Below are 13,412 nucleotides of genomic sequence, written 5' to 3' on the forward strand. Positions count from 1 at the left end.
CCGTTTTAAGGTTTTATCTTTTCCATATAATCTCTAATCATTCTTTCTGTTAAGGTTCCTGAAGTAATATCGACTACAACTCCATCAGGATTAATCAAGAAGGTTGTTGGTAATGGTCCAACTCCATAAGCGTTTAATACTTGACGATCTTTGTCAAGGGGAATTGGGAAAGATAATTCATGTTTGTTAACGAAGCTCTGAACAGCAACGTTTGACTCAGCAATGTTTACTGCTAACACCTCTACTCCCTGATCCTTATAATAATCATATTGGTTGTCCATATATGGCATTTCTCGCTCACATGGCTTGCACCATGTTCCCCAGAAGTTTAAGAACACTCCTTTTCCTTTGTAATCAGAAAGTTGATGCTCTTTTCCTTCTAAATCTACTAATACAAAATCTGGAGCTTTTGAACCGACCTTTACCTTTTCTTTACTAACAAAAAAGTTTGAATATAGCGTATATCCCAATGCACCAATTAATAAAATTAATATGATAGAGCGCATAAGTAAACGTTTTTTCTTCATTTACATACTCCCCTACTATTCCAACATTCTAGGTCATTATATCACTATCCAATTACACGATATGATAAATTTTTTGAAGTTTATGTGAAAATTACTATGCCTGTTTTCCATGTTGTGCAAGAGCTCGAAGCTGTTTTACTTCATGTGGAGTTAGCTCCCTAGAATCACCTGTTGCTAGTCCACTTAAATTTAAAAAGGCAAATTTTTCTCTTTTTAGTTTCATTACCGGATGACCAATCGCTTCAAGCATGCGTCTTACTTGACGATTACGTCCTTCATGGATTTTTAATTCTACAATACATGTTCCCTTCTTTTTATCAACAGATAATACTTTCACATGTGCAGGCGCTGTTTTCCCATCTTCAAGATGAATACCTCGCTCAAGCTGACGAACCTTTTCTCTTGTTGGAATTCCTTTTACTTTTGCAACATAAGATTTCTCTACCTCATATTTTGGATGCATTAATATATTGGCAAATTCACCATCATTTGTTAATAAAAGGACTCCAGATGTATCATAGTCCAGTCTACCGATTGGGTAGATTCTCTGTTTTATGTAAGGGAAAAAGTCTGTAACAACCTTTCTTCCTTTATCATCCTTAACAGCTGAAATAACACCAGTTGGTTTATAAAGAAGTAAATAAACTGGTTCTTCCCGCTCTAGTGGAATACCTTCAACTTCTACTCGGTCTTGATCCGTAACTTTAATTCCAAGTTCCTTCACAACTTTCCCGTTCACTTTTACTTTTCCTTCTAAAATTAATTCCTCAGCCTTACGTCTAGAAGCTATACCAGCATGAGCAATTACTTTTTGTAAGCGTTCCATCTCTTTCACCTCGATAACATATTACTGCTTTCTATGTATTTTCACAAGTTACGACAATTAGGATGCTCGGTTTAAGTTATTCTTTATTCCTAAAAAACCATAGTTAATAATAACAAGCTAAAATAATAGATACATCAGTTTCAAACCTGTTCGACAAAATTTTGCTTTATCATCATACCATAATTTCAATAGCATGTAGTAATGACTCATTTAAATTTCTTTTGCTATCGACTATTAAAACTTATCCTTTCTAATAGTACAAAAGAAAGGAACTTGACGTAAGCCAAGTTCCTAGTAATCCTATGCAAATAATAATGTGACAATCACAATTGCTGCAATTATTCCAACGAGATCTGCAAGTAATCCTACTTTTAATGCATCCCCCATTTTTCTAATTCCCACTGCACCAAAATAGACAGTTAAAACATATAATGTCGTGTCAGTACTTCCTTGCATGGTTGCAGCTAACATTCCGATAAAAGAATCTGGCCCATATGTTGCAATTATATCGGAAGTTAATCCGAGTGCAGCTGTACCGGATATCGGTCTAATAAATGCTAAAGGCACTATTTCTGCGGGTATATTTAACAGCTCTAATGCAGGCTTCATAAAATTCATAAGAAACTCTAAAGCACCCGAAGCTCTAAATACAGAAATTGCGACTAACATCCCTACAAGGTAAGGTATGATCGAAAAGGAAATAGTAATTCCTTCTTTACCGCCTTCTACAAATGATTCGTAAGTAGGCACCTTCTTTAAAGTACCGTAAATAAGAATAAAACCAATAATAACAGGTATAATCCATAATGAAATGACTCCTATAATCCCCAAGTTCGATCACCCTTTTCTGTTTCTCCTGTAATAAAAGAATCGATCTATCATGATTGCCCCGACAGTTGATAGAAATGTTGCAATTAAAGTTGGTCCTACTATACTGGTTGGTGACGATGAGCCATAGGTCATCATAATGGCAATGACTGTAGTTGGAATTAAGGTTAAGCTTGAAGTATTAATGGCTAAAAAGGTAATCATCGAACGACTAGCTTTGTCAGATCCTCCATTTAGTACTTTTAGCTGTTCCATCGCTTTAATCCCAAGCGGTGTTGCCGCATTACCTAGTCCAAAAAGGTTCGCCATCATATTTGAGAGCATATAGCCCATAGCAGGATGATCTGGTGGTACTTCGGGAAACAATCTTGTCACAATCGGCTTAAACAAATTACCTAGTTTTTCTAATAATCCAGCTTCTTCAGCAACCTTCATTAAACCTAGCCAAAATACCAACACACTAATCAATCCAATTGAAATAGTAACTGCCTCTTTTCCACCTTTAAAAATTGCTTCGTTTACTTCATCCATTGTTCCATTAAACATGGCAAAAACGATCCCAATAACTGTTAATAACACCCATATTAAATTAACCATTAGCTAACACCTGTTATTGCAAAAAATAAGTTTTTAAAAAGATCCCAAAATGAGCCTTTAGGCTTTTCGACCTTTCCATTATCAAAATAAATCGGGATGTCAGCTATCTCTCGCTCTTCAACTTTGACAGACAGTTCTCCTACTACATTCGGAACTTTTTCAAGATCTTCCCATTCTTCTTGTGGTTTTTGCAATGAAATATTAATTCGAACGTTTTCTTGCTCTTCTTTTGTAAGCGGGTAAAGTACATCTCGGTTTATAAAGACTTTATTATCATAAAATTCATTTTCTATATCACTAAGTGTACCTTGATGCTTTAGATTTACTAACTCATAGTTATTAAATGCATAGTTATGAAGATTCATATGATCTTTCCAATCATCCGGATCATTTAGTGTTACCACAATCGTATCCATTCCACCCTTTGATGCAGTTGAAACCAACGTTCTTTTTGCTCTAACTGTATAACCCGTTTTACCACCCGTACTATATTTATAAAGGCTAGTTAACAATTTATTTTTGTTATGCCATACTCTGTCCCATTTTTCATTAGGATTAGGAGCTTTATGAGTTTCAGTCCCAGAAATTTCTTGATAAGTATTATTCTTCATTGCATATTGAGTTAGAATGGCCATATCATATGCTGTTGAATAATGATTTTCATGATCATCAAGCCCATGAGGGTTAGCAAATTCAGTATTTGACATCCCAATTTCTTCTGCTTTTTGGTTCATCATGACAACAAACCCCTCTAGACTACCTCCTACATGTTCAGCAATAGCGACTGCTGCATCATTTCCAGATCGCAGCATCAGTCCATAAACTAAATCTTCTAGTTTAATTTTTTCACCCTTCTGTAAATATACCGATGACCCCTCAGCTCGAATGGCTTGTTCACTAACTGTTGCCATTTCATTTAGTTTTCCAGACTCTATGGCAAGAATGGCTGTCATGATTTTTGTAATACTAGCAATACGCATTTTTTTATGTGCCTGCTTTTCATAAAGAATTCTTCCAGATTCCTGCTCTATTAATATGGCAGTTTGAGCACTAACACCAACAGCAGATGTTTGCTTAGGAACGATTCCCATTAACAAAAAAATGATGATAAAACCTGCTGTCACTTTCTTAATATGCGGCATAATACATCCACGTCCCCTTACTCGTTCGTTTTGTACAAGTTTATGCACGTGGACAAAGCTTATGAATGAAAATTTGTAAAAATGAAGGCTTTCACTAATTTATAATAGTGAAAGCCTTTGTTTTTCTTATATCCATAGAAGCTTATTTTATAATTGTGACTGAACCCCAAAATCTATTTCTTCACGAATGGTTATAAAATCCTTTTCCAAGGAATAAATAAATCGAACGAATGAGGGAGGGGCAGTTTTTCTAAAAACGATCATTTCTGAATCAGTATAAGAACAACGACTATTTTCATACCATGTGTCATTTTTGGGATGAAAAAACCTTTCAATACACTGATAATAAATTTTCTCAAATAGCTGCCTTGCATAAGAGGGTGTTATGATCGAATTTCTTATCATTTGACGACAAGCATCAAGTGCCTCCTCACAAAAGACTAACAAACTTCGTGCAGCTCTTAGTAACTCAAGTAAATATGGTTTTTCACACTCAACTTCATCTTCTAAAGACCGTATCGTGACTGAATTCATGTAAGTTGTCATTTTTTCAACTACATTTTCTAAAAAGAATGCCACTTTTTCTGTCTCAGCTTTAATTAATGTGTTGTCCATAGGACACATCCTCTTCCCTTCCAAGCAGGTTTATTTACCTCTTATGTCATCATTAGAATATTATTACTTTCATATAAAAAAAGACTGCTCAATTTAAAATATTTTCCCTCTATCTAGGCAAGATATCTTAAATCAGCAGTCAATATTATTTTAATTCCTCTAATGTTTCATTAAATTTTTCAAAGAATAAATCTGCTTCTTCTTGTTCAAATGCATCATCTGATTTCTCTGGAAGTGGTGGAAGTTCTTTAATTGATTTTAGACCAAAATACTCTAAAAATTCTTTTGTGGTTCCATAAAGAATTGCCCGTCCTGTTCCTTCGGCTCTTCCTACCTCTTTAATTAGAATCTTGGAAACCAGCGTTTGAATAGGTCTTTCTGTTTTCACTCCGCGAACTTCTTCTATTTCTGCTCTTGTGATTGGCTGTCGATACGCCACAATAGCTAATGTTTCCAATGCTGCTTGTGAAAGTGAAGCATTTCCTGGGGATTCAACTAATTTTTTCAAATATGTTGCATGTTCTTTTTTTGTTGTTAGTTGATAATGCCCTGCCACTTCAACAAGCTCTATACCTCTATTTTTTTGTTTATAACTGTCAGAGAGCTCACTTAAGATATCCTTAACTTCTTGTTCTTCGAGCTCCAACACCATCGCTAACTGTTTTAGGGAAAGACCCTCGTCTCCTGAAGCAAATAATAATGCTTCAACGATTGAATTCCACTCAATCACACCTAAGGCCATGAATTACTCACTCCCCATTATATAAATATCTGCAAAATTATTTTCTTGTTCAATTAAAATTAAATGTGATTTCATTAATTCTAAAATAGCCAAAAAGGTAACAACTAAGTGATCTTTACTGTTTGAAGGAAACAAATCACTAAAACGGCGCCTACCTGAATGTGTACGCAAATCAGTGAGAATTTCCTCCATCCGCTTCTCGATCGGAATTTCTTGACGAGCAATTTTTGTTTGTACAGGCTTTTGAATTTTCTTTCTCCGAAGCATCTTTTGAAAAGCCCCTAACATATCATAAATGGTTACATTTAAAGAGTCGATTTGCTGCTGTGAATCTGATACATATTCACTCAAGTCACTTGGAGCCTTTGTGAAAACTTGGGAACGACCTTCTTCAAGAGTTCTTAAATCATCTGCAGCTTCTTTATATTTCCTGTATTCAATTAACCTTCTCATTAATTCATCACGTGGGTCTTCTTCTGGTTCTTCACCAAATTCATCCTCAAATAGCTCTTCTTCTTGTTTCGGAAGAAGCATTCTACTTTTAATAGAAAGAAGCGTTGCAGCCATAACCAGATACTCTGACGCAATATCAAGGTGAAGCTCCTGCATCGTGTGAATATAAAGCATATATTGTTCCGTTATTTCTGAAACAGGTATATCATATATATCAATTTCTAAGCGATTTATTAAGTGAAGTAACAGATCTAAAGGACCTTCAAAAGCATTAATTTTAACATGATATTGCAAATTCTATCCCACCATTCTTACAACTAGCCACCATATAGTATAGAGCAATTTTTCGACATGTCCAATAGTTATTTCATTCGTTTGATCATAAGTTGGCAATGATCAATTAAATAAGCCATTTTCGATTATTTAAATAAAAATACCCTGTTTCTAGTCATTAGCCCATACACATCAGCGTTTTGCTCATATATTACAAGTGTAACAGCTAATCATTAAGGAGGAATAAAACATGGGTGAACATGGTTTTAACTATAGCGGAGGATTCGCGTTAATCGTTGTATTGTTTATTTTATTAATTATCGTTGGTGCTGCTTGGTTATAATAGCAACAAGAAAGCTGCTGACATTCAGCAGCTTTTAATCTGTTTTCGGAAAAATTTATGGTACACTACTTACACAAATTAATTATGGTGGAGGTGAAACAACTATGTATGATGCTGCATACATTGATTATCTCATTTATTTTCACTGTGAAAGAGACTATTTTGAATGTCATGAGGTGTTAGAGGAACACTGGAAACAGGATCCACCGAAAGAAAGAAAAAAACATTGGGTGGGATTCATTCAAATTGCTGTTTGTGCTTATCATCATAGAAGGGGAAATTTTGCAGGGGCTTTGAAAATGATATCGAATGCGATACATATCCTTGAAAATGATTCATTAAATATCAAGAAATTAGGCTTACATAATGAAGAGTTAATTAAAACCCTAAAGAAACGCAAACATGAAATTCTTGATCATAAACCCTATTATAGTTTTAACCTACCTATAAGAGACGATAAATTAATGAGTCTTTGCCTAAAGCGTTGTTCTGAGAAAAACCTTAGTTGGGGTGTGGATAGCGACTTAACTGATGAATTTTTGTTAAATAAACATACAAAACGTAATCGCACAGATGTTATTAATGAAAGATTGCACCAGCTGAAAATCCGTAAAAATAAAAATTGAAATGAAGAAGCCGGAAATCACAATGATTTCCGGCTTCTTTTTAACAATCCTTACACTTTTCGAAAAAAGCTTCAGTTTCGTCATTTGGAACAACTGATTTGTTTTTATAGAGGTCGATGAGTGCATTTACCATCTTTTTGCCGATACCTTGTTGTCGGTGAGAAGGATTAACTGTTATGTGTTGTACTTCCACCGTATCTTCACCTTTAAATATAACACCAATAGCACCTATAATGTCTTCATCTTGCTTCCAGAGAAACAACTGCCATTCATCTACTGTTTCATACTGTTTTATTGTTTGCTGTAATTGCTTTAAGTCTTTTTCTGCAGGCATAAAAGACAGTAAGCCCATTGCAATCTTTTCAAAACTTTTTTTAAAGCGAATTAACATAGATACCCCTCATTAACGAATTAGCTTCCTCTAAGAAAGCAAAAGTATTAAATCGATAAAACCTATACATATTTTCCCAAAAATTAAAAATCACTTCTCAAAACATTATATACAGTTTTTTATCGATTTTAAACACTTTTACCAAAATTAATCAAGGGACTTTAACAAATTACCCATTTCAATTGCCGTAACAGCTGCCTCATAACCTTTATTTCCGGCTTTTGTGCCTGCTCTCTCAATAGCTTGCTCAATCGTCTCTGTTGTTAATACTCCAAAGACCACCGGAACACCTGTAGATAAGGATGCTTGTGAAACACCTTTGGCAGCTTCGTTACAAACATAATCATAATGTGTAGTAGCCCCTCTAATGACCGTTCCCAATGTAATAACAGCATCGTACTTACCGGATTCAGCTAATTTCTTTGCTACTAGAGGAAGTTCAAACGCTCCGGGTACCCATGCAACAGTTATATCGTTTTCCTCTACACCATGCCTTTTTAAACCATCTTCAGCTCCACCTAGAAGCTTTGATGTAATAAATTCATTAAATCTTGCTACAACGATTGCTACCTTTAATCCACTACCAATTAAATGACCTTCAAATGTATTCATATCTAATTCCTCCAATGTAATGTTACATAACCTTCTTTAAAAATGTAGGAAATGCCCTAGTTTTTCATATTTTGTTCGTAAATACTGTTCATTTTCTTCTCTTGATGGCATTTGTATAGGAACTCTGTCTTCAATTGTAAGACCATATCCTTCTAAGCCAGCAATTTTACGAGGATTATTTGTTAAAAGCTTCATTTTTTCGATACCAAGATCTTTTAAAATTTGTGCTCCAATCCCGTAATCTCTTAAATCTGGTGCAAAACCTAATTTTTCATTAGCCGCAACTGTATCATAGCCTTGTTCTTGAAGCTTGTAGGCTCTCATTTTATTAATTAATCCGATTCCTCTACCTTCCTGACGCATATACAAAAGAACCCCTTTTCCCTCTTTTTCAATTTGGGAAAGAGCTGCATGTAATTGTGGGCCACAATCACATCGGTAAGAACCGAATACATCTCCTGTTAAGCATTCAGAGTGAACTCTTACTAGAGTAGCTTCATCAGGGTTAATATCACCTTTTACAAAGGCCACATGTTCCTTCTCATCTAAAGAATTTGAATACCCAATGGCACGAAATGTTCCAAACTCAGTAGGTAATTCAATTTCAACCTCTCGATTAACAAGTTTTTCTCTGCGGTTTCGATATTGAATTAAATCCTTAATCGTGATAATTTTCAAATTAAACTCTTTTGCAATCGTTAATAAATCAGGCACTCGAGCCATTGTACCATCTTCTTTAATAATTTCACATATAACTCCTCCTGGCTTTGCACCGCAAAGACGAGACAAGTCTACGGCAGCCTCAGTATGGCCCGCACGACGTAATACACCACCTTCTTTAGCTACTAACGGAAAGGTATGGCCTGGTCGTTTAAAATCAGATGGCTTTGAATCATCATCTAATAACGCTATAACTGTATCTGCACGCTCAAATGCACTAATTCCTGTTGTATTTGTTTTATGATCAACACTAACTGTAAAGGCAGTCCCATGAGGGTCTGTATTATGAGTAACCATAGGAGCAAGGCCTAGTTTTGTTGCTTGCTTTTCAGTAATTGGTACACATACAAGGCCCCGACCATGCTTAATCATAAAATTTATTGCTTCAGGAGTTACCCGATCGGCTAAAGAAACAAAGTCCCCTTCATTTTCTCGATCCTCATCATCTACAACAATAACGACTTTCCCTTCCCTAAGGTCTGTTATCGCTTCTTCGATAGTATGAAACATGATCATACCCCCCTCTATCTAATTATCCCGCTATGCAAATCCATTTTCTTTTAAAAATGATTGGCTTATTGAAGAATTTGTTTGGGCTGTTTGCTGAGTAACGAATTTCTTTATATATTTCCCAATCATATCACATTCAATGTTCACAATATCCCCTACACCTTTAGAACCGAGAATCGTTTCTTGTAAAGTGTGTGGAATAATTGAAATAACGACCTTGTCTTTTTCTAATCCAAAGATTGTTAAACTAATTCCATCAATTGTGATTGATCCCTTATGTATCAATGTATCTGTAAGTTCTTCCGGTAATTGAAGTTCATAATAAACAGCATTAGATACTTGTTGTTTTTTCACAATTTTCGCTATTCCATCAACATGTCCGGAAACAAAATGACCTCCAAAACGTCCATTTGCTGCCATCGCTCTTTCTAAGTTAACTGCTGAACCTTGTTTTAGTTGCGCTAAAGAAGTGCTTCTCACGGTTTCAGGCATAACGTCAACAGAAAAAGCTTGATCTGTATACTCTGTTATTGTTAAACACACACCATTAACAGCAATGCTATCTCCTAATGCTACATCGTGTAAAATGTTCTTTGCTCCTATTGAAAAAACAATCGCATCTTTAGAACTTTTCACACTTAAAACTGTTCCAATTTCTTCAATGATTCCAGTAAACATAAAGTTCAATTCCTCCTTTCTGTATAAATAAAAATCATATATTCCGTTACATTACCTTACTCATTGAGTAAAGAACAAAAAAACCCAAAGTCTATAGACCTCGGGCTTTATTATTTGAAAAATTGATATTTGAATATGTCAAATAAGAGTATTAATATTCCATTTTAAAACAGAATTTAATACACCGCAAAAAGTTCGCGCAATTCTTCTCCCATCCAGACTTTAACTGTCGGCCCTAGATTCTCACTAGATCCACCGTTAACAATTGTTAACGGGTCACGGACTTAGAAGATGCGTTTTTTGCACCTTCATCACCGCCGGTAGGGAATTCCACCCTGCCCCGAAGAATGTAAAACGAAATATGAAGTTATAAATTTATTTTATCCGTATAATGTGAATGTTGCAATCTTTATGTTTGATTTTAATTATGTATATTAAATATTTAAGCTTGTTATTGTAACCTTAAATGCTCCAGAATTAATACTTGCAAGGTTGACTTGCGCTCCAATCAACTTAAATAGTCTTGTTCATATAAACTAAATAAATACAAAAGTAGCCATATAAAAAGACTGTGCTAATTAATACACAGTCTTTTTCAATCTTATTCTTCGTATACTTTTACTTCTTTCATAACATCATTTGGCTTAATTTTGTAAACAGCTTCTAAATTGTCTGTTACTTTACCAAAAACTGTATGAACACCGTTTAAATGTGGTTGTGGCTCGTGAACGATGAAGAATTGGCTGCCACCAGTATCTTTTCCTGCATGTGCCATAGACAATGATCCTGCTTCATGCTTATGAGGATTTCCTTGTGTTTCACATTTAATTGTGTAACCTGGTCCACCAGTACCAGTTCCACTTGGACAACCACCTTGTGCTACGAAACCTGGAATAACACGGTGAAATGTTAATCCGTTATAAAATCCTTCGTTCGCTAATTTTTCAAAATTAGCAACTGTTCCTGGCGCTTCATTTGGATATAATTCTAATCCTAGTACATCGCCATTTTCCATTGTAATTTGTGCTTTTTTCATATGTATGAAACCTCCATTAAGTATAATCCGTCTAATAGACATGAACACCTACCTATTCTACTATAATCAAAGGAGGAACGCCAAATAGATCACTTAAATTCTTATAAAAACTTCACCTTTAACGTATTGACAAATATAAAAAAGATCTATAATAGATGAAGTAGAGTTGTTTTGTCCTAAAATGGTAAGGAGGCATTAACTTTGAAAAAATATGTTTTAAGTTTCGTTGCTTTTCTAATGATTGCTTTTCCATCACTAAGTTACGCAGATGCTGTAGTTGGTGATATGATTATTACTCTTGGAGAGAATTTAACTGAACAACAAAAACAAACAATATTGAATGAAATGAATGCAACTAAAGAGGATCAGGTTATTACTGTTTCAAATGAGGAAGAACACAAATATTTAGGTGATTATATTCCAAAAGCAACTATTGGAACAAAGGCGATCTCTTCTACCAGTATCGTGATTGAAGAAGCAGGTTCAGGTCTTGAGGTAAAAACGAAAAACATTAATTGGGTTACAGACGAAATGTATTTAAATGCATTAATGACAGCAGGAGTAAAAGATGCTTCTATCTATGTAACGGCTCCATTTGAAGTATCCGGTACTGCAGCTTTAACTGGTTTAATCAAGGCTTACGAAATCTCATCCGAAGAAGCTATTCCAGAAGATGTAAAACAAGTTGCCAATGAAGAGCTTGTCACAACTGCTAAGCTTGGAGATGAGGTTGGAGCAGAAAATGCATCGGCTTTAATGGCAAAAATCAAAGATGAAATTGCTAAAAATGGTGTTCCTGAAACAGATGCAGAGCTACGTACTCTCATTGAAAATGCTGCAAACGAACTTGGAATTACTCTATCTGAAGCAGATATTAATAGTTTAATTGAGCTTTTCAATAAAATGAAGGACCTAAATATTGATTGGAATCAAGTAGGTCAGCAACTTGATCAAGCAAAAGATAAAATTTCTAATTTCCTTAACTCTGAGGAAGGTCAAACCTTTTTAAAACAACTAGAGGACTTTTTCGTTGCTCTATGGAATGCGATTATTTCCATTTTTACGAACGACGAACAAACAACTTAATATTAATACATTAAAAAGAGCAGCTAACTCTGGCTGCTCTTTTTTAATCCTTATTTTGTTACTTTAGACTTTAATGGTAAGTCATTTACAATAAGATCCTCAAAGCTTTCTCTTTTAACAACTAGCTGAGATTCACCATTTTCTACAAAAACTACGGCAGGACGAGGAATTCTATTATAATTGTTTGCCATTGAGTATCCATAAGCACCCGTACAAAATACAGCTAAAATATCATCCGGTTTCACCTCTGGTAAAGGTAAATCCCAAATTAACATATCTCCGCTTTCACAGCATTTTCCCGCAATTGACACAGGCTTATCATGTTTTTCTGTCACACGATTTGCTAATACGGCCTCATATTTCGCTTGATATAATGCCGGTCTGATGTTATCACTCATACCACCATCAATAGCCACATATTGTCTAATGTTAGGAACTGTTTTTTGAGATCCAATTGTATATAAAGTTGTACCTGCATCTCCTACAAGTGAACGACCTGGCTCAATCCAAATTTCCGGCATACTAATGCCCATCGCACTTACTTGGGTTTTCACAGCATCTACAATCTTTTCAACATAGAAAGTTGCTGGTAGTGGCTCATCTTCTTCTGTATAACGAATACCAAATCCACCACCTAGATTTACTACTTCAGGGGTAAACGAAAATCTTTCTTTCCATTCTTTGATTTTTTCAAAAACACGTTCTGCTGCCAAAACAAAGCCAGCTGTATCAAAAATTTGGGATCCGATATGACAATGAATACCTAATAAATGAATAGAATTAGATTTTAGTACAGAATCAATCGCTTGCTCCACTTGACCATTTAACAAACCAAAGCCAAACTTTGAATCCTCTTGACCAGTTGTAATATAGTCATGTGTATGCGCCTCTACACCAGGTGTAACTCGTAATAATACAGGTACTTTACTACCTGCTTTATCCTTTGATATTTCTTCAATTAACTCAATTTCATAGAAATTATCAACTACAATACAGCCGACTCCATGGTCCAGTGCCATTTTGAGTTCTGCACGACTTTTATTGTTTCCATGAAGATGAATTCTAGAGGCAGGAAAACCCGATGCAACTGCAGTATATAACTCTCCACCTGACACAACATCTAGCGACAAACCTTCTTCTTCAATTAACTGAAACATTGCAACTGATGAAAAAGCTTTACTCGCATATGCAACTTGAGCCTTTACACCCATTTTTTCAAAAGATTCTTTAAAACTTCTAGCACGTTCTCTAATTAATGCAACATCATACACGTACAAAGGTGTACCATATTCATTAGCTAACTGAATCGTATCTACTCCGCCTATTTCTAAATGTCCCTTATCATTTATCTTACTAGTTCCATGTAAGAACAAATTGTATCCCCTCTTTCTACAGCTAGGCTCTTTT

Annotated in this window: 17 protein-coding genes and 1 riboswitch; of the genes, 3 read left to right on the forward strand and 14 right to left on the reverse strand. The window is 35.1% G+C overall.

Features of this window, described 5'->3' with window-relative positions:
- Positions 1–5: 5 nt before the first annotated feature.
- The 8 genes from resA to LPC09_RS16435 all read right to left on the reverse strand — a co-directional run bounded on the left by resA (position 6) and on the right by LPC09_RS16435 (position 6,024).
- Complete coding sequence (gene resA / locus LPC09_RS16400) at positions 6–527, reverse strand: thiol-disulfide oxidoreductase ResA (RefSeq protein WP_231307823.1); 522 nt, start codon at positions 525–527, stop codon at positions 6–8.
- A 94-nt stretch (positions 528–621) separates the two neighbouring features.
- Positions 622–1,353: a 23S rRNA pseudouridine(2605) synthase RluB gene (gene rluB / locus LPC09_RS16405; protein ID WP_231307824.1), complete on the reverse strand. Its 732-nt coding sequence runs from the start codon at positions 1,351–1,353 to the stop codon at positions 622–624.
- Between the two features lie 300 nt (positions 1,354–1,653).
- Complete coding sequence (locus LPC09_RS16410) at positions 1,654–2,184, reverse strand: spore maturation protein (RefSeq protein WP_098797218.1); 531 nt, start codon at positions 2,182–2,184, stop codon at positions 1,654–1,656.
- A 6-nt stretch (positions 2,185–2,190) separates the two neighbouring features.
- Positions 2,191–2,778 (reverse strand): nucleoside recognition domain-containing protein, encoded by a 588-nt coding sequence (locus LPC09_RS16415; protein WP_231307825.1) that lies wholly within the window; start codon positions 2,776–2,778, stop codon positions 2,191–2,193.
- A complete protein-coding gene (locus tag LPC09_RS16420) occupies positions 2,778–3,920 on the reverse strand; it encodes a D-alanyl-D-alanine carboxypeptidase family protein (RefSeq protein WP_442919991.1) in 1,143 nt (380 codons plus the stop codon). Before LPC09_RS16420 ends, LPC09_RS16415 begins: the two co-directional genes overlap by 1 nt.
- Before the next feature lie 147 nt (positions 3,921–4,067).
- Positions 4,068–4,535: a DUF3907 family protein gene (locus LPC09_RS16425; RefSeq protein WP_231307826.1), complete on the reverse strand. Its 468-nt coding sequence runs from the start codon at positions 4,533–4,535 to the stop codon at positions 4,068–4,070.
- 145 nt (positions 4,536–4,680) lie between these two features.
- Positions 4,681–5,277, reverse strand: a complete 597-nt coding sequence (scpB, locus tag LPC09_RS16430) for an SMC-Scp complex subunit ScpB (protein WP_231307827.1) — start codon at positions 5,275–5,277, stop codon at positions 4,681–4,683.
- 3 nt (positions 5,278–5,280) lie between these two features.
- Positions 5,281–6,024, reverse strand: a complete 744-nt coding sequence (locus LPC09_RS16435) for a segregation/condensation protein A (RefSeq protein WP_231307828.1) — start codon at positions 6,022–6,024, stop codon at positions 5,281–5,283.
- Positions 6,025–6,253: 229 nt separating this feature from the next.
- Here LPC09_RS16435 and LPC09_RS16440 point away from each other — a divergent pair, with 229 nt between their 5' ends.
- Both LPC09_RS16440 and LPC09_RS16445 read left to right on the forward strand, forming a co-directional pair.
- Positions 6,254–6,346, forward strand: a complete 93-nt coding sequence (locus tag LPC09_RS16440) for a YjcZ family sporulation protein (protein ID WP_231307829.1) — start codon at positions 6,254–6,256, stop codon at positions 6,344–6,346.
- 104 nt (positions 6,347–6,450) lie between these two features.
- Positions 6,451–6,972 (forward strand): DUF309 domain-containing protein, encoded by a 522-nt coding sequence (locus LPC09_RS16445; RefSeq protein WP_231307830.1) that lies wholly within the window; start codon positions 6,451–6,453, stop codon positions 6,970–6,972.
- A gap of 40 nt (positions 6,973–7,012) precedes the next feature.
- Here the strand turns inward: LPC09_RS16445 and LPC09_RS16450 are convergent, their stop codons facing one another.
- From LPC09_RS16450 to LPC09_RS16470, 5 genes are all read right to left on the reverse strand, one after another.
- Positions 7,013–7,363, reverse strand: coding sequence for a GNAT family N-acetyltransferase (locus tag LPC09_RS16450; RefSeq protein ID WP_231307831.1), 351 nt, complete (start codon positions 7,361–7,363; stop codon positions 7,013–7,015).
- 147 nt (positions 7,364–7,510) lie between these two features.
- Positions 7,511–7,975 (reverse strand): 6,7-dimethyl-8-ribityllumazine synthase, encoded by a 465-nt coding sequence (ribH, locus tag LPC09_RS16455; protein ID WP_098797209.1) that lies wholly within the window; start codon positions 7,973–7,975, stop codon positions 7,511–7,513.
- A gap of 36 nt (positions 7,976–8,011) precedes the next feature.
- The gene (locus LPC09_RS16460; RefSeq protein WP_098797208.1) at positions 8,012–9,205 is read right to left on the reverse strand and encodes a bifunctional 3,4-dihydroxy-2-butanone-4-phosphate synthase/GTP cyclohydrolase II; all 1,194 of its coding nucleotides are present in this window, start codon (positions 9,203–9,205) and stop codon (positions 8,012–8,014) included.
- A gap of 30 nt (positions 9,206–9,235) precedes the next feature.
- The gene (gene ribE / locus LPC09_RS16465; RefSeq protein ID WP_231307832.1) at positions 9,236–9,883 is read right to left on the reverse strand and encodes a riboflavin synthase; all 648 of its coding nucleotides are present in this window, start codon (positions 9,881–9,883) and stop codon (positions 9,236–9,238) included.
- A gap of 199 nt (positions 9,884–10,082) precedes the next feature.
- Positions 10,083–10,235, reverse strand: a riboswitch (FMN riboswitch).
- Between the two features lie 249 nt (positions 10,236–10,484).
- Complete coding sequence (locus tag LPC09_RS16470; protein WP_098797206.1) at positions 10,485–10,919, reverse strand: peptidylprolyl isomerase; 435 nt, start codon at positions 10,917–10,919, stop codon at positions 10,485–10,487.
- A gap of 201 nt (positions 10,920–11,120) precedes the next feature.
- Here LPC09_RS16470 and LPC09_RS16475 point away from each other — a divergent pair, with 201 nt between their 5' ends.
- Positions 11,121–12,005, forward strand: a complete 885-nt coding sequence (locus LPC09_RS16475) for a DUF1002 domain-containing protein (protein ID WP_231307833.1) — start codon at positions 11,121–11,123, stop codon at positions 12,003–12,005.
- 50 nt (positions 12,006–12,055) lie between these two features.
- Here LPC09_RS16475 and lysA read toward each other — a convergent pair whose 3' ends face one another.
- Positions 12,056–13,378, reverse strand: a complete 1,323-nt coding sequence (lysA, locus tag LPC09_RS16480; RefSeq protein ID WP_231307834.1) for a diaminopimelate decarboxylase — start codon at positions 13,376–13,378, stop codon at positions 12,056–12,058.
- Positions 13,379–13,412 lie beyond the last annotated feature (34 nt).

It is taken from the genome of Metabacillus sp. B2-18 (assembly GCF_021117275.1).
In the GTDB taxonomy this organism is placed as follows: domain Bacteria; phylum Bacillota; class Bacilli; order Bacillales; family Bacillaceae; genus Metabacillus.